General features: G+C 67.5%; 21 protein-coding genes. 7 read left to right on the top strand and 14 right to left on the bottom strand.

Features of this window, described 5'->3' with window-relative positions; translation table 11 throughout:
* Window positions 1-160: 160 nt before the first annotated feature.
* The 8 genes from HX774_RS11105 to HX774_RS11070 all read right to left on the bottom strand — a co-directional run bounded on the left by HX774_RS11105 (window position 161) and on the right by HX774_RS11070 (window position 7,640).
* A complete protein-coding gene (locus HX774_RS11105; RefSeq protein ID WP_178826789.1) occupies window positions 161-1,546 on the bottom strand; it encodes an efflux transporter outer membrane subunit in 1,386 nt (461 codons plus the stop codon).
* Complete coding sequence (locus tag HX774_RS11100; RefSeq protein WP_178826787.1) at window positions 1,543-2,697, bottom strand: HlyD family secretion protein; 1,155 nt, start codon at window positions 2,695-2,697, stop codon at window positions 1,543-1,545. Before HX774_RS11100 ends, HX774_RS11105 begins: the two co-directional genes overlap by 4 nt.
* A 29-nt stretch (window positions 2,698-2,726) precedes the next feature.
* A complete protein-coding gene (locus HX774_RS11095) occupies window positions 2,727-4,415 on the bottom strand; it encodes an MFS transporter (RefSeq protein WP_178826786.1) in 1,689 nt (562 codons plus the stop codon).
* Window positions 4,412-4,972, bottom strand: a complete 561-nt coding sequence (locus HX774_RS11090; RefSeq protein ID WP_178826784.1) for a TetR/AcrR family transcriptional regulator — start codon at window positions 4,970-4,972, stop codon at window positions 4,412-4,414. The genes HX774_RS11095 and HX774_RS11090 overlap by 4 nt, the downstream gene beginning before the upstream one ends.
* A gap of 506 nt (window positions 4,973-5,478) precedes the next feature.
* On the bottom strand, window positions 5,479-5,685 hold the full coding sequence (locus tag HX774_RS11085; protein WP_178826782.1) for a hypothetical protein: 207 nt from the start codon (window positions 5,683-5,685) through the stop codon (window positions 5,479-5,481).
* Between the two features lie 130 nt (window positions 5,686-5,815).
* Window positions 5,816-6,088 (bottom strand): alcohol dehydrogenase catalytic domain-containing protein, encoded by a 273-nt coding sequence (locus HX774_RS11080; RefSeq protein ID WP_178826780.1) that lies wholly within the window; start codon window positions 6,086-6,088, stop codon window positions 5,816-5,818.
* Between the two features lie 35 nt (window positions 6,089-6,123).
* Window positions 6,124-6,897 carry a glucose 1-dehydrogenase gene (locus tag HX774_RS11075; RefSeq protein ID WP_178826778.1) on the bottom strand — a complete coding sequence of 258 codons (774 nt, stop codon included), beginning with the start codon at window positions 6,895-6,897 and terminating at the stop codon, window positions 6,124-6,126.
* Window positions 6,894-7,640, bottom strand: a complete 747-nt coding sequence (locus HX774_RS11070; RefSeq protein WP_178826776.1) for a glucose 1-dehydrogenase — start codon at window positions 7,638-7,640, stop codon at window positions 6,894-6,896. The genes HX774_RS11075 and HX774_RS11070 overlap by 4 nt, the downstream gene beginning before the upstream one ends.
* A 322-nt stretch (window positions 7,641-7,962) precedes the next feature.
* Here HX774_RS11070 and HX774_RS11065 point away from each other — a divergent pair, with 322 nt between their 5' ends.
* Entirely contained in the window at window positions 7,963-8,343 is a 381-nt protein-coding gene (locus HX774_RS11065) for a MarR family winged helix-turn-helix transcriptional regulator (protein ID WP_255500398.1), read from the top strand.
* A 220-nt stretch (window positions 8,344-8,563) separates the two neighbouring features.
* Here HX774_RS11065 and HX774_RS11060 read toward each other — a convergent pair whose 3' ends face one another.
* Window positions 8,564-9,907, bottom strand: a complete 1,344-nt coding sequence (locus HX774_RS11060) for a sensor histidine kinase (RefSeq protein WP_370523481.1) — start codon at window positions 9,905-9,907, stop codon at window positions 8,564-8,566.
* Window positions 9,904-10,617: a response regulator gene (locus HX774_RS11055; RefSeq protein WP_178826774.1), complete on the bottom strand. Its 714-nt coding sequence runs from the start codon at window positions 10,615-10,617 to the stop codon at window positions 9,904-9,906. The genes HX774_RS11060 and HX774_RS11055 overlap by 4 nt, the downstream gene beginning before the upstream one ends.
* 146 nt (window positions 10,618-10,763) lie before the next feature.
* On the opposite strand from HX774_RS11055, the gene HX774_RS11050 reads away from it, so the two are divergent.
* The 3 genes from HX774_RS11050 to HX774_RS11040 all read left to right on the top strand — a co-directional run bounded on the left by HX774_RS11050 (window position 10,764) and on the right by HX774_RS11040 (window position 12,583).
* The gene (locus HX774_RS11050) at window positions 10,764-11,291 is read left to right on the top strand and encodes a hypothetical protein (RefSeq protein ID WP_255500397.1); all 528 of its coding nucleotides are present in this window, start codon (window positions 10,764-10,766) and stop codon (window positions 11,289-11,291) included.
* A 98-nt stretch (window positions 11,292-11,389) separates the two neighbouring features.
* On the top strand, window positions 11,390-11,830 hold the full coding sequence (locus tag HX774_RS11045) for an EF-hand domain-containing protein (RefSeq protein ID WP_178826772.1): 441 nt from the start codon (window positions 11,390-11,392) through the stop codon (window positions 11,828-11,830).
* A 180-nt stretch (window positions 11,831-12,010) separates the two neighbouring features.
* Window positions 12,011-12,583, top strand: coding sequence for an alpha/beta hydrolase (locus HX774_RS11040; RefSeq protein WP_370523485.1), 573 nt, complete (start codon window positions 12,011-12,013; stop codon window positions 12,581-12,583).
* Between the two features lie 123 nt (window positions 12,584-12,706).
* Here the strand turns inward: HX774_RS11040 and HX774_RS11035 are convergent, their stop codons facing one another.
* Window positions 12,707-13,273 (bottom strand): TetR/AcrR family transcriptional regulator, encoded by a 567-nt coding sequence (locus tag HX774_RS11035; RefSeq protein ID WP_255500401.1) that lies wholly within the window; start codon window positions 13,271-13,273, stop codon window positions 12,707-12,709.
* 371 nt (window positions 13,274-13,644) lie between these two features.
* Between HX774_RS11035 and HX774_RS11030 the strand changes: the two genes are divergently transcribed.
* The 3 genes from HX774_RS11030 (at window position 13,645) to HX774_RS11020 (ending at window position 15,817) form a co-directional block, all read left to right on the top strand.
* Window positions 13,645-14,199 (top strand): HdeD family acid-resistance protein, encoded by a 555-nt coding sequence (locus HX774_RS11030; RefSeq protein WP_178826768.1) that lies wholly within the window; start codon window positions 13,645-13,647, stop codon window positions 14,197-14,199.
* Window positions 14,200-14,330: 131 nt separating this feature from the next.
* The gene (locus HX774_RS11025) at window positions 14,331-14,792 is read left to right on the top strand and encodes a hypothetical protein (RefSeq protein WP_178826766.1); all 462 of its coding nucleotides are present in this window, start codon (window positions 14,331-14,333) and stop codon (window positions 14,790-14,792) included.
* A gap of 182 nt (window positions 14,793-14,974) precedes the next feature.
* Window positions 14,975-15,817: a universal stress protein gene (locus HX774_RS11020; protein WP_178826764.1), complete on the top strand. Its 843-nt coding sequence runs from the start codon at window positions 14,975-14,977 to the stop codon at window positions 15,815-15,817.
* A 283-nt stretch (window positions 15,818-16,100) separates the two neighbouring features.
* On the opposite strand, the gene HX774_RS11015 is transcribed toward HX774_RS11020, so the two are convergent.
* The 3 genes from HX774_RS11015 to HX774_RS11005 all read right to left on the bottom strand — a co-directional run bounded on the left by HX774_RS11015 (window position 16,101) and on the right by HX774_RS11005 (window position 19,412).
* Window positions 16,101-17,369 carry an HWE histidine kinase domain-containing protein gene (locus HX774_RS11015; RefSeq protein WP_178826762.1) on the bottom strand — a complete coding sequence of 423 codons (1,269 nt, stop codon included), beginning with the start codon at window positions 17,367-17,369 and terminating at the stop codon, window positions 16,101-16,103.
* A 208-nt stretch (window positions 17,370-17,577) separates the two neighbouring features.
* A complete protein-coding gene (locus tag HX774_RS11010) occupies window positions 17,578-18,648 on the bottom strand; it encodes a sensor histidine kinase (protein ID WP_178826760.1) in 1,071 nt (356 codons plus the stop codon).
* A 320-nt stretch (window positions 18,649-18,968) separates the two neighbouring features.
* Entirely contained in the window at window positions 18,969-19,412 is a 444-nt protein-coding gene (locus HX774_RS11005) for a thermonuclease family protein (RefSeq protein WP_178826758.1), read from the bottom strand.
* Window positions 19,413-19,533: the final 121 nt, after the last annotated feature.

Below are 19,533 nucleotides of genomic sequence, written 5' to 3'. Positions count from 1 at the left end.
GGCGTCGCTCCTTCACTGCGCAGAGACGTGGCGACCGGGGTCGGGAGCCTCGCAGGATGGTCGGGCCCAGGATGGCGAACACGACCCCGCGTGATCAGAATCCTCAACGTCCCGGCGCGACCGACCCGTCTGCCGCGGGGCCTGGGAAGCAGGCCCCTGGTCATGGAAGGTTCCAGGGCGCAGGGGGGGGCCAGCCGCCACCCAACGCCTGATAGAGGGCGATGGCGTTGGTCATCTGCATTTCACGCAGTTGAATGAGCGCTGTTTCAGCCGTCAACAGGCCCCGCTGCGCGTCAAGTTCCTCAAGATAGGAGGTGTAGCCGGCGCGATAGCGATTGCGGGCGTGAAAGACCGCCTCATTCAGCGCCAGGCGCTGCGCTTCGGCGCGGTCCGCCTGGGCCTGGAGACGGTCCACGCCCTCCATGGCGTTCTCCACCTCGGAAAAGGCTCCGAGGACCACCCGCCGATAGGCGAGGGCGGCCTGGTCGCGCCGGGCTTCGGATGCGTCGGCCTGGGCGGTCAGGCGACCGCCGTCGAACAGGGGCGCAAGGACGCTGCCGCCCGCGCTCCAGATCGTGACGGGGTCCAGCCCTTCGACGAACAGTTCGGCCAGCGAAGCGCTCAGCCGCACCTGGGGCAGCAGGGCGGCCCGCGAAGACGCAAAGCTGGCGTCAGCGGCGACCAGTTGGGCTTCAGCCTGGGCGATATCGGGCCGTCGGGCCAGCAGGGTCGAAGGCAGTCCCGGTCCCGGGTCGGGCAGGATGAGAGCATCGAATCTGCCCCTCGCAACCGGGCCGGGGAGGGCGCCTGTCAGCAGCCTGAGAGCATTCTCCTGACGACGAATCGCCAGTTCCAGGGCCGGGATCCGCTGTGCGGCGGCCTGAAATTCGGCTTCGGCCTGGGTCAGTTCCAGGCGCGAGGTCTGGCCGGCCTCCGCTCGCCGCCAGGCCAGCGTGACCGCATCCTCGCGCGAAACCAGGGTGCGGCTGGCGACCTCGAGCTGGGCGTCCAGCGCCGCGAGGGCTACATAGGCGCGGGCGGTGGCGCCCGCTACGGACAGGGCCGCCGCGTCGCGGCTGAAGCGGCTGGCCTGCAGGGAGGCGCGGGCGGCGGCGTCGGCGCTGCGCAGGCGCCCCCACAGGTCGATCTCATAGGCGACCTGGAGCTGGGGTTGGGCGAGCGCGGCTTCGGCGGCCTGGCCGAAAGCGTTCAACTCACGCGCCTCCTGGGCCGCGACCGAGCCGGTCAGCGACGGCGACAAGGCCGAGCGCGACTGGGCGGCGGAAGCCTCGGCCTCGCGGACCCGACTCTCGGCGACGGCGATATCGGTATTGCGCGCCAGCGCCTCTTCCACGGCGGCGGTGAGCGCGGCGTCGCCAAAGGCGCTCCACCAGCCCGCCTCGACCGCAGTGCCTGCCTGCGTTTCAGCGCGCCAGCGTTCTGGGGCGGCGACGGCGGTCTCGACGGGTGCTTGGGTCGGCCCCACCGTGGCGCATCCGGACATCACCAGGGCCGACGCGCCGACGATCAGGAGGCCGCGCATCATTGCGCGTCCCCGGCGCCGGCCGTGTCCACGCGGGCGACGACCGACATGCCGGGGCGCAGGCGCTGGAGCCCCTCCTGTCCTGGATCCAGAGCGATCCGGACCGGGAGTCGCTGGGCCACCTTGGTGAAATTGCCGGTCGCATTCTGCGCCGGGAGCACGGCGAATTCGGAACCGGTCGCTGGAGAAATCTGCTGGATCCTGCCGCGGAATTGCTTGTCGCCCAGGGCGTCGATGGTGACGGTCGCCGCCTGACCCTCGACCATCCGCCCAGCCTGCCGTTCCTTGAAGTTCGCGATCACCCAAAGCTGAGGCGGGACAAGGGAGACAAGCTGACTGCCGGCCGTCACATACTGGCCGCGGCGGGCCCCCACCTGGCCGACACGGCCAGCTTCGGGCGCCGTGATAACGGTATTGGCCAGATCGATCTCGGCCAGGCGCACCGCAGCCTCAGCACCCTCGACGGCCGCAACCAGGCCGTGACGCGACACCCCGACAGACCGTTCGTCCTGCAGCGCGACCTCGCGACCGGCCTGGGCCTGGCGCACGGCCGCCTGGGCGGATTTCAGAGTCGCTTCGGCCTGATCGCGTTCGCGCAGGGATACCGAGCCGTCGGCCGCGAGGTCAGCGACCCTGACCATGTCGGCTCGAGCCCGGGTCAACTGGGCCTCGGCGGAAGCGATATCAGCGTCGCGCGCGCCTACCGTCGCCCTGCGTGAGGCCCCGGTCTGGGCCGAATTGGCCAGATCCGCCTCGCGCGCCGCCAATGTGGCCCGAGCCTGCTCCAGACGTTGCCGATAGATCCGGTCGTCGATGCGAAACAGCGGCGTTCCTGCGGCCACAGGCTGGAAATCCGCCACCAGGACCTCTGCGATGTAACCGTTCAGCTGGGGCGAAATCACGGTGATCTGACCCCGGACATTGGCGTTCTCGGTCCGCTCGATCGAGGACGTGAACGGCGGCAGCTTCCAGGCGAACAGGATCAGAAGAACCGCGGCGACAGCCAGAATGGCCGTAATCAGGGCGGCGACGGGGGGCTTTCGCTTGCCGGGGAGGGCGGACTCCCCGACCGGCGCGGCCGCGGTGGGCGGGCCTTCGTCCTCGGGCTGCCGGGCCTGCGCCGGTTGCGCGTCCTTGGGGTGATGGTCGGTCATGGGGGCACAATTCTTCGAAAAGTTGGGCGTCAGATGGCGACGGCGCCGGCGGCGTCGCCCGCAGGTTGAGGGTTGGCCTTGGCCTTGATGGCCTGGCGGACGATCAGCGCGAGAGAGACGATGAGCTGCACCACGGCCGTCACGCCAATCACGAAAAAGACGTCGTTGAACGCCAGGATGTTGGCCTGTTGCGTGACCTGCTGGGCGAGGGTGCTGACGCCATTGAGCGAAGCCACACTGCGATCGGCCACCGTGGAGGCGAAGGCGCCGCCGTAGGTCTGGAGCAGGGCTGCGGCCTGCGGGTCCGCGCCCACGATGGCTTCGGATAGATAGGCGCCGTGATGCTGGGCGCGCATCACCTGAAACGTTGAAAGGGCGGCGGCTCCGAGGACCCCGCCCAGCACCTGGGTGGCGCCGAACATGACGGCGAAGGTGACGACGGAGCCAAAGCCTCGCGCCAGAAGTTGTCCGACGCCGATGATCACGGCCGCCCCCATGAACATGGCGCCGGCGAAGCCCAACAGGGCCTGGCTGACATAGAGATTGGCGGGATGGGTCTGGGCGGTGGCCCCCGCATCCATGAAGGCGCCGACAGCGATCAGGATCAGGGACAGCAGCACCTGGATGATGACCAGCTTGGGCGATAGGAGGAGCGAAAAGGCGCTCACCAGAACACCGGCGACCGTCGCCATCAGAACGACGCCATACAGATGGCGCAGCTGTTCGGCTCCCATGCCCACCGTCTGCAGCAGGCCCGTGGAGCCAAACGTCTGTTCGCTGAGGAGCACCCGAACCAGCAGGATCGATACCGCGAACCTGAAAAAGCTTCCGGTGAAGAGCCAGCGGGTGTCCACCAGGGGGTTGGCGCGGTGGTGTTCGAAGGCGGCGCCGCCAGCGATCAGAATAACAGCGAGCGCCAGCGCCCAGCCCAGCCAGGGCGCCTCGAACCACCACTCCACCCGGCCCAGGCCCGCCACGGCGACGATCAGTCCCAGGCCGGCCGCCAGCAGGACGAAGCTGAAAAAGTCCCTTCTTTCGAACGCGTGGATACGAACGCCCGGAGGGAGCCGAAGGATGCGCACCGCCGCGAGGCAGGAGAGGGCGAGGCCCGCCTCAAGAACATAGAGGCCATGCCAGTTGCCCAGGTCGAGAAGGTCAGGCGAGATGATCCGCGCCAGGGGCATTCCCAGTTGCGACACGCCGATCCCGAGGATCAGAGCCGGCAGGCGCAGCTTGGCCGGAAACGCCTGCAGCATGTAGAAGACCGCCAGAACACCGAGCGCTGCGCCGGCGACGCCGCTGAGCGCGCGGACGGCCAGGGCTCCGGTGAAGCTGTCAGTCGCCAGATGGGCGAAGGCGGCGAGGGCGTAGATCGACAGGAAGACCATCACGAATGAGGTCAGGCCGAACTGCTGACGATATTTGATGACCAACAGATTCATCGAGACGTTGAACATCACATAGACGGTGCTCAGCCAGGCTCCCTGCACGGGATCGAGTCCGAGTTCCCCCTGGATCGCGGGCAGATTCACGGCGACAAGGGCGGTGCCGAGACCGCCCGTGAACCCGAGCAACAGGGCGACTAGGCCGTAGCCCAGCCGGACCGGATTGGAAAAATCAGGGGTGGATGGGGAGCCGGGCATCATCGGCCGTTCGTGAGGTTTCCAGTCGGGAACCTCGCCGATGACCTGGCCGAGCTGGCGCCGGGCTGCGGTCATTGATCGCGCCTCAGGATGCCCTTGAGGACCAGATCGAGCACGCGGCTCGCTGTCTGGTCTTCATCCGCATCTTCCTGGCGGCTGGCCGCGATCACCATTCGTATCACGGCCAGCACATCGCTGATTTTCAGGTCGGGACGCACAGCGCCCTCGCTCAGGGCGGCGGCGAGCGGAGCCTCGAAAAGCCTGACGAACTCTCGCTGGCGCGCCCGCAACTGCGGATGGTCGGCGGCGACGGCGCGCCAGGCGTCCGCCAGGGCCGGGGCCTCACGCGCCGCGCGGCCCGATTGCGCGATCATGGAGAACAGAGCCTGACCGGGCTCGACATCGATGCTGGCCCGGCTGACGGCCGCCATCTCCCGCTCGAACAGCGCCAGCAGCAGCGCGGCGCGGTCGGGAAAGTGCCGATACAATGTCGCCCGGCCTACGCCGGCCGCTTCTACAACGGCGTCCAGCGATACATGCACGCCCTGCTCGGCGAACACGTGTGACGCCGCATCCAGAATGGCCTCCCGATGGCGGGCGACATCCCTGCGTTCCTTGCGAAGACCTGACATGGGTCGCAAGTGGACAATACTGTCCGTTTTGTCAAGCGCCGTATTTACGCTCCCGGGGGATATCGACAAGGGGTCTGCGGGCGTGGCTCGGAAGCGGATGCCGGTGTTCGAAACGTCAAAACGTCGCCCCTGGCCGCTTCCGGGGGGATCGGCGCGGATCACAGGGCGCAGGGAATGTCGCCAGCCCTATCGGCGGCCCACCTCGACCTTCGGCGGCGCGGGGTCATGATCGCGCATCAAAATCCGGGCCGTGGCCGCCGGGGCGTTGGCCGGCAATCCGGGCCTGATACACCTCAGGTCCGGGGGCGTCGGGAGGCGGCTCAAGCGATGGCTCCTGCCAGAGGCGGTCCCCGAGCCCGAAATCCCCGGGCCGAAGAGCGGACATGACAGCGGCGCAGATGCCCGGACCCGTCCCGTCGGTTTCCCGGCTTATCAGCACGAGGCTGATGGCCGAACCCACGCCACGACCGGGGCGAGAGATGTCAACGCAAGGGGCTTCAGACTGATCAGTGGACGGTCTGAAAGATAATCGACACCAGTTCGACATAGCTTTTCAAGGCGAGCCAGGCGAGGGGGGCCACCACCAGGCCGACCGCGAGCCCGCCCCAGCCCAGGCCGGGCCATGCCAGGATGGTGGCGGCCAGAGCGGCCAGCAGTATCGACCCGACCGCCCCGAAGCGCATGATCAATCGCAACGCAGTCAATTTTTGCATGGTGTCCTTCCCCAAGGCCGGCCGCGAAGTATCGCGGCCTGATAGCGATCCGTCCGGCCGCAGTCCCGGTCAGGCCATCTTCCCTGATCTGCCGGGCGTCGGGGAGGTTGACGATCTGGCCCAGGCGCGATCATCCGACAATTGTTGCAGCGCTGACGATGACATCCTCCCCAACTTGCCAACCGTTCACGCCCGTTCCCACCCGATCAATGCGGCCGGCGATCTCATGGCCCAGCACAAGGCCTGACGGATAGGCGTCGCTTTGCTCGTGTCGGATACTGACATCGGTATGGCAGACACCGGCCGCCGTTACCCGCAGCAGCACCTCATGCGAGCGGATTTCGGGGATAGGAAGATCGGCGAGGACAAGTTCGGTCGGGCGGACAAGCTGGACGGCTTTCATGGATGTCTTCTCTCACCGGGCGGGGTCGCGATGCGCTATTGGGCCGTATATCCGCCATCGACGGCCAGGACGGCACCGGTAACGAACGAGGCGCGATAGGACAGCAGGAACGCCGCGGCATCGGCGATTTCCTCGGGCTTACCCAGGCGACCGATCGGGTGGAGTGCGACGATCCCGTCAAATTCCTCCTGGCTGACGACGCTGCGGACGAGCGGCGTGTCGATATAGCCCGGCGCGATCGCATTCACGCGGACGCCGCGATCCGAATAATCCATGGCCGCGGATTTCGTGGCGCCGATGATCGCGTGTTTGGAGGCGATATAGGCCGCGTTGTTCCGTTGGCCGACGAGCCCCAAGGCGGAGGCCATATTGACGATGGCGCCCCCGCCGGACGCGATCATCGCCGGAATCTGATACTTCATGCAGCCGAATATGGCGTCGAGATTGACGGCCTGCACCCGGCGCCACGTGTTCGGATCATACTCGACCACGCCCTTTGAATCGCCGCCGATCCCGGCGTTGTTCACGGCCAGATCGAGCCGGCCGAACGTCTTCACGGTCCAGTCGACCATCCGCTCGATCGCGTCGAAGTCACCAAGATCGATCTCCCAGGCGCGAGCGCCTCCACCGATCTTGGCGGCGATGGCCTCTGCGCCGTGATGATTGAAATCGGCGACCACGACCGCCGCGCCCGAGGCCGCGAGCCTGCGGGCCGTCGCCGCGCCGATGCCCGAGGCGGCGCCGGTGACGATCGCCACCTTGCCTGCGAAGTCCTGATCCATGTCCTTGTCCTTCGCGATATTGGTCACTGGGCCGTCATGCCCGCATCGACGACATGTTCGGCGCCGGTGATATAGGAGGCCTCGTCCGAGGCGAGGAACAGCACCAGATTGCTGACCTCGGCGGGATCGGCGATGCGACGCAGCGGGATTTGCACGAGTGCGTCGCCCCCCTCCTCATCTGTCGCCTCGGCCATCATCGGCGTGCGGATGAAGCCGGGGTGAACAGAGTTCACGCGAATGTTGTTCGGGCCATATTCGATCGCCGTCGCCTTGCTCATGCCTCGGACCGCGAATTTGCTGCCGACGTAAGCCAGGCTGGGAAAGCCGTAATTGGCGACGATGCCGGCGATGGAGGAGATGTTGACGATCGAACCCACGCCCGCCTTCAGCATCGATGGAATGACCGCCTTCATGCCCAGGAACACAGACGTCTGGTTGATCGCGCAGACCTTCAGATAATCTTCTTCGGAAATATCGGACGTCCTGGCGATCGGGCCGAGCACGCCGGCATTGTTGACCAGGACCGTCGGGGGACCAAAAGCAGCTTCGGTCCGCTCAACGACCTGGGTCCAGTCCTGCGCCCGCGTCACGTCGTGCCGCACGAATAGCGCCGAACGGCCCAATTCATCGGCCAGCGCAGCGCCGCCTGCCTCGTTCAGGTCTGAAAGGACGACCCGCGCGCCCTCGGCCACGAAGCGCCTTGCGTGCGAGGCGCCCATGCCCTGCGCCGCGCCGGTGATGATCGCCACCTTGCCCTTAAGCCTGCCCATCCCGCTCTCCATGCCGTCCGTCCGCCCTACGGGCGGGACGGATTAATTGATGATGCGTGGGAATATAGGAATTGATTGACGCATCAACAATAGTGGTTGCGACTGACGTCCAAGGCTGATGCGACGAGGCGTTGACAACTGTCAGCTTGGGTTGTCACGCCGACAGGGAGAATGCGGACCAGACGTGCGCTGGGCGTATCAAGGATGGGACTTACGCCATATGTCATTTCGAGAAGGCGAAGATTGGCGAAGGACGCTGACCTGGACGATCCTGCCTGCGGGTCGCGCTTGGCAACGCGCGGCTGGAACGGCCCTGGCGCAGTTGGGCGTCTCCCTGTCCACGGCGGCGATCCTGCTTGTGATCACCCGGCTGGGCGATGGTATCCGCCAGCAAGATGTGGCCAAGGAGTCGACGCTTGATCCGGCCGCCATTGCGCGATCGGTCACTCAACTTGAGCGGGATGGTCTGCTGGAGCGACGCAAGGACCTGTCCGATGGCCGCGCCAAGACCCTGCACTTGACCGAGTTGGGCCGTGCCCTGTCCCTCAAATTGGATGAGGCGCTCGACCGCCTGCGGGACGAGCTGGTCGCTGGCATAGACGACGCCGATGGTCAGATTGCGGTGCGCGTGCTTCGCGCTCTGGAGACCCAATGCCTGACGTTCTCAAATGGAGAGCCCCGTCGGCAGCCCTTCGAAGCCTGACCGCCTGGGCCGAGTCACGACACCGCGAACTGGGTTGGCGGATACGCAGGAAGCTGAACGCCCGGCGTCGCCATCGCGGCCGACGCCATGGCGACGAAGGCGCGTGAGTTCAGCCCCCCTTCGGGCGCCCATCCAATCTCGGATCTGCTGCCGTCGGGCCCCGCTGTACCGGGAGTCGAGCCCTCGCGCCGTGGCCAGGACGAGCGCCCCGCGACCGTCGTCACGTCGGCGGGCTGGACGGAGCCGACAACGCCACGACCACGGTCAGCCCGCCGCCCGGCGTCGTCTCCAGGAAGATTTCTCCGCCCATCTGCCGGATCAGTGAGCGGGCGATCGACAGGCCCAGACCGGTTCCGCCGGTTTCCCGGCTCCGCGAGGCTTCCCCCCGTGAGAAGGGTTCGAACGCGTCCGGCTCGAAGGCGTCCTCAAGGCCGGGCCCATAGTCGACGATCGCGACACGCCACGCGGCCCCGGCGTCGCGCAGTTCCAGATCCGCGCCGCCGCCGTACAAGACTGCGTTCTCGATCAGATTCTCCAGCACCCGCCGCAAGCCCGCCGCGTCGGCCAGAACCAGGGCGGAGCCCGGCATGGGACCCGTCGCCACCGCCTGTCCGAGCGACCGACGCTCCCGAGCCATATCCTCCAGCAGCGGCGGGAGGTCCACCGGAGCGACGATCGCCGGCCGTTCCTCGCCCCTGGCGACCAGCAACACGTCGTCCAGCAGTGTGGCCATCAGGGCGATGTCCCGGTCGGCGCGGTCCCGCTGCGCCTCGTCGGCGATCAGGGCGACACGCAGTCTCAGGCGCGTGAGAAGCGTCTTTACGTCATGGGCGGCGGCCGCCAGCATGCGTATGCGTTCGGCCATCAGCCGGCGGATTTCAGCGCGCATCCGGTTGAAGGCCAAGGCCACCTGCCGGGCCTCGACCGGCCCCCCCTCGTCCATCGGCGGTGCGTTCAGGTCTGCGGCGAAGCCATCCGCAGCCTCGGCGATGACCTGCAACGGGCGGGTCGCCCCGCGGATGGTGCCCCAGACCAGCAAGGCCGCGGCCAGGCCGATGATAAGGTTCAGGACGAGAAGGGCCGCCAGCCGGACTCTGCGCCGCTGAAACGACCCCGGCGCCACCACCAGCCGCTGGCCATCGGCCAGTTGCACCGAGAAGGCGTAGGCGGGTCGCTCCCGCAGCAGCGGTCGCCAGCGCTCCTGTCTGATCTCGGGCGCCAGGATGCGAACCGCGCGACCTTGCAGGGCGGAGCCATAGGCCGACAACACGCCCGGCCCGACCCCGGGGCGCTCCACATACCCTGGCGGGGCGTTCGTGGTCAGGAAGAACCGCGTCTGGTCGCCGTTCATGGCGATCAGGAGCAGATCGCGCTCCCGCGTCGGCGTGCGATCGAGCAAGTCCGCCGCCGCGGCGATGCGGGACGGGAGCGGCAAGCGCCAGCCCCGGCCGCTTTCGCGCTGGAGGTTGACGAAGCCGATCAGACCGAGGATCTGGACCACGGCCAGGACCACCACGACGGCGAGGGTCAGACGGGTCGAAAGCGAAAGGCCGGGACGCGTCACGAAAGCGCCTCGACGTCCGCGGTGAACAGATAGCCGGCGTTCCGGACGGTGCGGATCAGGCGCGGCTCCCGCGGATCGTCGCCGAGCTTGCGGCGGAGGCGGGAGACCTGGATGTCGATCGACCGGTCGAAAGCATCGGCGGTCCGCCCCTTCAGCATGTCCATCAGGTCGTCCCGCGACAGGATCGTTCGCGGTCGGGCGAGCAGGGAGGCCAGAAGGTCGAATTCCCCGGCGGTGAGCTCCAGCGGGCCGCCGGCGGGGTCGGTCAGGGCCCGGGTCGCCAGATCGAGCCGCCATCCCGCGAAGGCGTAGACACGGGGCGAGTCCGGGGGTGCGAGCCGGTCGCGGCGGCGCAGCAGGGCGCGCACGCGGGCGACCAGTTCGCGCGGTTCGAAGGGTTTGGCGAGATAGTCATCGGCCCCGACCTCCAGGCCGACGACGCGATCCAGCGCCTCGCCGCGGGCAGAGGCGATCAGGACCGGCACATGGCTGTCGCCCTGCAGCCGCCGGCAGATCGACAGCCCGTCCTCGCCGGGCATCATGATGTCGAGAATGACGAGGTCCGGCGTGCGCCGTTCGAACAGGGCCCAGAAGGCCGCGCCGTCGGCGGCGGCCTCGCAGCGGAAGTCCTCGCGCGCCAGCAGGTCGCAGACCAGCCGCCGGATCTCCGGATCGTCCTCGACGATATAGACAAGCGCACCCTGGGCCATGCGCAACCTTGGCGCAGGGGAGGGGCGGGGGCCAGTGGCGGATACATGCTGTTACGCACTGGCGCCGCCGTGAAAAACCCGTGGCCTGCGGCGGGTGCATGGTGAGGGCGTCCGGTTCAGCCGGTCCCAAACAAAAGGCAGATCTGATGACCTCCCACGAACCTGTTCCGACCAGCTTGTCCCGGCGCGCGATGGTCGCCGCCTCGGCGGCGATCCTGGCTCTCGCCGGCGTCGCCGTCACGGCCGAGAGCGCCGACGCCCAGTCCCGCTCGCGCAGCCGCTCGGTCACCGTCAGCGGCCCCAACCACAGCGCCACCCGCAACGCCGAAATCTATCGCAGCCCGGGCTCGACCACGGTGTCGCGGTCCGGCACGGTCGACGGTCAGCCGTATTCCGGCTCGCGCAGCCGCACCACCGTCGCGACCGGGGACGGCTACGCCACGACCGCGACCCACACGGGCCCGGCGGGAAACACCCAGACCCGCACGGGCCAGGTGACCGTGGACGAGAACGGCTACAGCCGCTCCTCCGAAGTCCAGACCTCGGGCGGCTACGGCTATGAGCGCGACGTCGACGTCTATCGGGACGAAAGCGGCGCCGTGATCACCCGCGGCGTCACGACCAACAGCGGCGCCTCCCGTTCGAGCACGGTCGTCCGCACCCGCCCTGACTGACCATCCCGTTTCGGACGGTGACGAAGCCCCCCCACGAACCGCCGTCCAAATGCCCCGGTCGTCCCCGACGACCGGGGTTCCTTTCCCGGAGAGATCCCATGAAGCTCATCATGCCCTTCGCCGCGCTCGGCCTGATCCTGGCCGCCGCGCCGGCGCTGGCCCAATCGCGCCCGGCCATGGCCGAGGCCCTGTTCGCCCGCGCCGATCTGAACAACGACGGCGTGCTGTCGCCCGCCGAGTTCCACGCCTCCCGAGAGGGCCTGTTCGCCCGGGCCGATGCGAACAGCGACGGCCGCCTGACCCTGTCGGAAGCGCGCGCCCTTCGGCCGGAAGGCGGCTCGCGCGAGCGCCGTCGCCCCAGCCGTGACGCGCTTCAGTCGCTGCGCAATATCGACCGCAACAACGACCGCGCCATTGACCTTGGCGAGTTCCGCGCCGTCGGCGCCCAGCGCTTCGCCGCCGCCGACCTCGACCGCAACGGCTATATCGCGCACGGCGAGATCGCCGCCTTCGGGCGCTCCATGGGCATGGGCGGCTGAGCATGCGCGGAGAGCACGCCCTGCTGTTTCTCGGCGTCGCCCTGGCCTTCGCCGCCCTTGAATCCTGGCTGCGGCTCCGATCGGGTCGCAGCTACGACCGCGGGGCCGCCCTGGGCACACTCGGCGTCGCCGGCGGCCAGATCGTGATCAACGGCCTGGCCGGCGTGGGCATCCGGCTACATCCTCGTCAGCGTCAACTACCGGCTCCTGCCGGAGGCCACGGCCTACGAACAGGCCACGGACGTCGCGGAGGCGGTTCGCCAGATCGCGGACCGCGCGTCAGCCTGGGGCGGCGATCCCGGGGCGATGATCCTGATGGGGCATTCGGCCGGCGGCCATATCGCCGCCCTGCTGGCGGCCCGACCCGAGATGGTGGGCCGCCCCCTGGCGGGAGCGGTCATCCTCGATACCGCCGTCCTCGACGTAGAGGCGGTCCTGACCCGTCGGCATCCCCGCCTTTATGACGAGGCGTTCGGCGCGGACCCCGACGACTGGCACCGCGCCTCGCCCTCCCGCCAATGGACCCCGGCGGCGACGCCGATGCTCGTGGTCTGCTCGACGCGGCGCCCCGATCACCCCTGCGAGGAAGCCGGGGCGTTCGCGCGCATGACCGCCGGCGCCGGCCGGCGGACGGTGACCCTGCCGGTCGACCTCACCCATCGCGAGGTCAATGACACGCTCGGCCTTGCGGGCGACTACACGCGGACCGTGGACGACTTCATCGTCGAGCGGTTGGCAGGGTCGGCTCGCTAGACACCAAACACGGATGCGCCGCATTCTCGAACCGCCCCGAAGCTCCGGCGTCCATCAGGCTGTCCCCGGGATGTCTGATAGCGGGATCCGGCCTGCAGTACGTCCCTGGAGCCCACGCCCGCCTCAGACCTCCTCCGACCCGCTGTATTTCAGCGCGTCAAGCATCAGCCGCCAACTGCGGTCGGCCAGAAGCCGCCGTTCCTCAGCTGTGCGCCCGAAGACCAGTGTGCTCATCATCGTCACCAAGGGGACGAAATCGGTCGGCATCAGATCCTCGCGGCACAGGCCAGCCTTGACGGCACGCGTTACAGGCGCCGCGAAGATCGAAACGAGCCGGTCCAAAGCGGCCTGGATTTCGGGAAGATGCGGGTTGCTGGTGTGCCAATACTCATGGAGCGGCGCGCGAAACGCCACGCGATCGGCGATGAACCGCAGGACGACCAACAGCCCATCGTCGCGATCCGCGACCGCGTCGGCGGCTTCCTGAACTTCCTGTAGAGCCAATTCCAGCAACGCCATGGTCAATGCCTGACGATCGGCGAAATTGCGGAACAGCGTGGCCCGGCTGACCTTGGCCCGGTCCACGATCAGGTCCAGCGGCGCGGTGACACCGAATTCCAGGAACACGCTCTCCGCGGCCCGGAGCAGCTGAATACGGTTCTGAACGGCATCGGCGCGGCGTGTGGTCATGTCCGACAACAGACGGCGGCCCTGGCGCTGTCAACCTCGGCCTGTTCGCGCAAGGTGGGCCCGGGCCGGCCTCCTTTTGCCAGGCGTCCCCGGAACAAACCGGTCGCGCGGCCCTGGTCCGGCCTGGCCCTGCCCGGGTGGCTGAATCGGCGTCTCGCAGCGACGGTGAAAGGCGGCCGTGCGCGCCGCTCAAATCGATTGCTGAAACTCCAGGTCTCACTTATAGCCGTTCCTCGTGGCGGCCTTCGAGCTGGCGGATCGTTCCGAAAATCCGTTCGTCCTGATCGCTGAAACAGGCCTCCTCGGGCTGGGCGCCGTGACGGCGTCGTGACCCGCTTCTATCTGATCGACACCACCCAAGGACAATGGTCATGTTGCTCCCCAACTCCGCGCCTGGCTCGGGCAGGTCCACGCCCAATGGCTGGGTCTGGATCCTTGCATACGGGATCGGCACGATCATCCTGGGCGTCTTCGCGTTGGCGAATCCGGTTGTCGCCGGTCTCGCGGCCGGGTTGGTGACCGGGATCACATTGACCGCCTATGGCGTCCTGGCGATCATCGCCGGGGTCTCCGCCCGACCCACCGCCGGCTGGACGATCCCGTTCGGCGTCCTGGCGGCGCTGGCCGGCGTCCTGATCCTGTTCGATCCCTTCGCGGGGGCCCTGTCGGTCGTTTTCCTGATCGGCGTCTGGTTGGTCCTGGCCGGGATTTTCCAGCTTTGGATCGCGTTTCGCAACGCCTCCGGTCGCGGCTGGAACCTGCTCCTTGGCGTCCTCGATCTGGTTCTGGGGTTGGCGGTCCTGTTTGCTGATCCTGTAAGTGCGCTCGGCTTCCTGGCGGCCGCGGTGGGGATCAGCCTGCTGTTTCGGGGGGCGCTTCTTCTGGCCGTCGCGCTCGGCCTGCGACGCCTTGGCCGCGCGCAGTGAGCACGGCCGCACTCGACGCGACACACTCGACATGGGCGCATCCGACATGAGCGCAGCCGCCATACGCCGAGCTTCCCGCTCCGCGTCGCCGGATCCACAGAACCCTTCGCAAATTCCAAAGGAGCACGAAAATGGTCAACAAGCATGAAGTCGAGGGCCAGTGGAAGATCATCTCGGGCCGTATCCATAAGTTGTGGTCCGAGGCCTTCAATGACCGTAAGGGCGTGATCGAGGGCGAACTCACCGAGATCACCGGCGTCCTGCAGCGGGAATTCGGTTTGTCGCTTGAGCAGGCCGGCGAACGGCTCGAGCGCTGGCGTGCGGATCGGCAACCTCAGGCCCTGATCGAGGCCCAGTGGTTGCGGTTCAATGCCGCCTTGCAGGACCGTTGGGGCGATCTGCGCGTCCGTGTGCAAGAGGGCCAGGCTGAGGCCCAGGACCTGCTTGAGTCGGTCGAGACGGATGCCGCCGAGCTGACCGCCAGTCTCCAACAGCGCTACGAGCTGGGTCGGGACGAGGCGCTGGCCCAGGTTCGCACCTGGCTGGCGGAAACGCGCCATTGGATTGAGGCGAACAGGCCGTCGAGGTCCTGAGGTCTGTCCCCGGGCGGTCGCGGTCAGGACCGTGGCTTTTCACGGGCGCAACCCGGTGGGGCTGCGCCGGCCGCCGGGTCGATCGGCGAGAGTCGGGTCGATCGGCGAGAGTCAATGCGGCGAGATCCAACCCGCCGTTCTCGCCCCCCGGTCCCACGAATGGAGTTCAAGGGAGGCATGTTGTGATTTCGACCTGGAAAGACATCGCCGTCGTCATGGACGCGACAGAACAGGGTCAGGGAGTGGCGCTCCACGCCGCGCGTCTCGCCCGACGCCAGGAGGCTCATCTGGTGGGCGTCTACGGCATTCAAAGAGAGCCCGTCCACCCTTCCGAAAGCTACGCCAGGGGCGAAAGCGTCAGGCACGTGGCCGAGCGCCATCGACGGGCCGACGAGGAGCACGTCCTGGCCGCCGGTCGCGCCTTCTCGGGCCTGGCCGGCGCGCTTGCCGTGAGCTCGGAGTTCAGAGTGGTCTGGCGCGACGCCCTGGATCAGGGGGCGGCGCTTCGCTCCCTGCATTGCGATCTGATCGTCGCCGGCCATCCCAAGCCCCGCGACCTGCCGGATGGATGGACGGGCGAGCGCCTGCTTCTGGCGACCGGTACGCCCGTGCTGCTCATCCCGAACGCCTGGAGGGCCGAAGCGGTCGGCCAGACCGTGGTGGTCGCCTGGAACGGAAGCCGGGCGGTCCGGCGGGCGGTCAACGACGCCCTGCCTTTCCTCCTGGCCGCGACACAGGTCGTCGTTCTCGCCGTCGACGACGAGCGAAACGACCGGACCGGCGAGGATTCGACCGCGGAGATCACCCGTCACCTTGAGCGTCACGATGTGACGGCCCTCGTCAGGCGCGTCGACTCCGACGGCGCGCCTGTCGCTGACGTGATCTGGGAACAGTGTGCGGATCTGCACGCCGATCTCCTGGTCGTTGGCGCCTACAGCCACCCCCGCACGACAGAACTGCTGTTCGGAGGCGTCACGCGAACCCTGCTCGCGGAATGCACGCTGCCCATGTTCCTGTCCCGGTGAGCGACGCCGTCCTCGATCCGCCTGATCGTGGAGGCGGCCAGGCGCGGCCCAGCACGCTGCCCCCGGTTCCGCCGGCCGGAGTATTCCGTTCGAGCATGCCGCAGGGGGCGGAGCTCGTCGTGCTCGGTTTCGCTCAGGCCTTTGGCAAGGGATATCGGCCCACCACCGCCGACTGGGTGTTGATGGGCGACCGTGGCCGGGCCTTCCAACACACCTAGCGGCCCGCGCGGGGTCGCTGGTCGACTCGCGCCTTCGAGCGCAACGGGCAACAACCGCCCGGCCGTCAGGACCGACGGTCCCATTTGGTGGTCAGCGACTCGAGCGGCACGTCGAGGCGGTAGACGAATCCGGTCGGCCTGTAGTCGAGCTCAACCTGGCCTTTGAGCTGCTGACCCAATGAGGTGATCATGCGCGTCCCGAAACTCCGGCGTGTCGGTTCGACCACCGGCGGTCCGCCGGACTCGGCCCACTCAAGCCGAAGGCGGTCCTCCTCGATCCGCCATTCCAGCCGGACCTGGCCCGCAGGCAGCGACAGGGCCCCGAATTTCGTCGTGTTGGTGCAGAGCTCGTTCAGCGTCATCGCGAAGGCGATGACCGAACTGGAGGTGATCCTTATGTCCTCCCCGGCGATGGTGAACCGGCCGCCCCCCTGGTCAAACGGCTCGACCGCGCTTCGCACGGTGCTGTCGATCGTCGCGTTCTCCCAGCTGGCGCGTGTCAGAAGATCGTGGGCGCGCGCCAGGGCCGCGAACCGCCCGTCGATCGCCGACCGCGCGTGGGTCATGCTGGTCGCGGTGCGCAGGCTCTGGTCGGTGATCGCGCCCACGGTCGCGAGCATGTTCTTGATGCGGTGGTGCAGCTCCGCATGGATCAGGTTCTGCAGTTTTCCTGCGGCGTCTCGTTCCTCGGCTTCGATGCCGGCCTGGACCAACAGCGCATTGGCGTCGATCCCGGCCTGTTCCAGCGCCAGCTTGAGACTGTCGTTTTCAGTGGTCAGGGCGTCCTGAAGAGGCTGGTTCTCGTCGATGATCAGCTGCTGCTTCTCTGTATCGAGAACCGTTTTCAGGAGCAGGGCCTTGGCATGGGCGCCGGCCTGCTGCAGCTGATAGCGAAGCTCCTTGTTCTCCTTGGTCAAGGACCCGTTCTCGGCGGAGAGCGTGGGCAGCACCTTCAGTGCGCCGCGCCCGACCATCCCCTGGAGTTCCAGGATCATTTGCTGGATCTCGAGCGGCTTGGCGAAGAACCGGCTGTCCTCAGGCTTGTCGGCCTCGGTGACCGCGATCTGCCCGGACACCAGGATGATCTTGATGTGGGGCCAACGGGAGTGAACGAGGTGGGCGAGCCTCAGCCCGTCCATGCTTCCCGGCATCTGGATGTCGGTGAACAGAACGGCGATGTCATCGCGCGACTCGAGGATTTCGATGGCCTCGTCCGCGTTCACGGCCTCGACCGGAATAAAGCCGGCGTCCTCCACAATATCCACGGCGCGCATCCGCAGCATCAGTTCGTCTTCCACCACCAGAACGACCGAAGGAGCCTTGGTCTTTTTCATGATCAGGTTCCACGCGTGTCCACGGCTGCAGGATGCACCCGGGCGCGCTTTGTGTTGCGGCGAGGAGACATGCGCTTCTTCCGGGTGAATAGCGCCTATTATCTCGGCGCTCGACGTACGGACGCGACTCCGGCTGCGGCCGCCAGATTTCAACTTGCGCGTCTCGTCCGCGGAACAGGGGCCCGGCCAGGTCAGAACAGCCCTGGTCTCAATCGTCCTTCAGCCGAACGACGGGCGCCGAAAACACGGCGGAGAAGCCGTCGGGATCGTAGGTGAGTTCAGCGCCGCCGGCGCCGGTGAGGCCGCGTCGTATAAGCTTTGACCCAAAACCCGATTTTGCAGGCGCCACGACGGGAGGGCCGCCCCGCTCCGTCCAGGTCAGGGCGAGCCGCCCTTCATCGACGGTCCAATGGACGCTCAGTCGCCCCCCGGAGACCGACAGCGCGCCGTATTTGTAGGCGTTGGTCGCGAGCTCGTGGACGACCAGCGAGACCGTTTGCGCGACGCGCGGGGACAGATCGACCGGCGGGCCGTCGAACTCGAAACGCTCACGCGTCAGATGTCCAAGCGCCAGCGATATGACCCTGCCGAGATCTCCGCCCTGGAAGGCCTTCATCTGAAGGACGTCCTGGGCCCGGGCGAGCGCCAGCAACCGGTTCTCGAAATCAGCCGCCGTTTCCCAATCGACGTCCTTCAGGCTGCGGCGCGCGATCGCCTGAACCAGGGCGAGGGTGTTCTTGACGCGATGCCCGCTCTCTTCCACCAGCAGCTGGCGATGTCGTTCTGCATGGATGCGGCTGGTTGTTTCGATCGCGATATCCAGTATGCCCATGATCTCCTCACCGTCGCGGAGCGGGCTGTAGGAAAACGTCCAGTACGTCTCTTCCGGAACGCCCGAGCGGTTCAGGATCAGGGGCAGGTCTTCCAGATAGACCCGCCCCCCGGCCAGGGTCCGCTCAACGAACGGCCGAATATCATTCCAGACTTCATGCCAGACCCTGTCGATCGGCTGGCCGAGGGCGGAAGGGTGTTTGTCGCCGAGAACGGGAATGTAGGCGGCGTTGTACATCAGGGTTCGTTCCGGCCCCCACGTCGCACACGCGGCGAACGCGGTATCCATCATGATCTGATACGAGGTCAGCAGTGCAGGAGGCCAGGAAGCCTTCGGCCCTATGGGGGTGCGGCTCCAGTCAAACTCGTAGATCGATTCAGGCATCCGGCATTTCGCGATCCGTGACCCCCCGCGGGGGCGCCTGAGCAACTCGTAGAGGATGAACATCCCACCGTCGTTCCCCCGTGGTCAAGTTCAAACGGCGTCCCGACCGGGCACGCGCACCTCCCGTCCGACGCAATGCCGGTCCCGTGGATCAAGCGTGGTTCGATGAGGTCCGGGCGAGGCTCGTGCGAAATTTTGCTGACGGGCCCTCGGAACGCTGAAGTTCCTGCGCCCGACCGACCTATGACGCTCGACCGCGATCGGGTGTTTCGAGGAGGCGCCTCCCGCCCCCGGGGTTCACACAGGCCTATTACAACCGCCGCTTTAAGTCAGGACGGTCGGCACCGGACTATCCCACAGTCTCCGGGGGATCCGGTTCAGGGTCATCGCATATTCGGGCGCCGGTCGAGGCGCGGCGGCTGGTTGCCGCCCTCCTGGCCTCCGGCCGCCCGTAGGAGGTCGCCGACCCCGCGACCGTTCAGGCGGCACGCCGCGATGACCCGGTCGTAGACGATGACCCGGCCGTTCCGGCCGCGCACCGCGACGCAGTTCAGGGTCCGACCCCGCGCGAGCGTCGACAGCCGGTAACGGGCTGCCCGTCCGTTCGGGCTGTGCAATTCGGGCGCATCGAAATCAGAGAGCCGGACTTCGATCCAGGTCGACGGATCGGCGCCGGGACCGACGCACAGGCTGTCGCCGTCGCCGACGTACCGGACGACGCCGGAGAAGGTCTGGCCGGCGCGATCGGGCAGACGGCCCTCGCACGGATCGGCCTTGGCGACCGCCGGACACAACAGAAGGGCGAAGCCGATCAGGAGCCATTTCATGGGCCCAGCCTGCCGTGGGGCCAGGGCGGCTTCAACCCCGCCAGAAGGGAAAGGAAGGCCGGCGGCGGGCGCTCCGTGGTGGAGCGGAAGGACACCGCCATGATACCGACCCCCCATCCGG

The organism is Brevundimonas sp. P7753 (assembly GCF_013386595.1).
GTDB classification, from domain to species: Bacteria; Pseudomonadota; Alphaproteobacteria; order Caulobacterales; family Caulobacteraceae; genus Brevundimonas; species Brevundimonas bullata.
The sequence above is the reverse complement of the archived record's forward strand: the minus strand, read 5'-3'. Positions and strand labels throughout refer to the sequence as shown.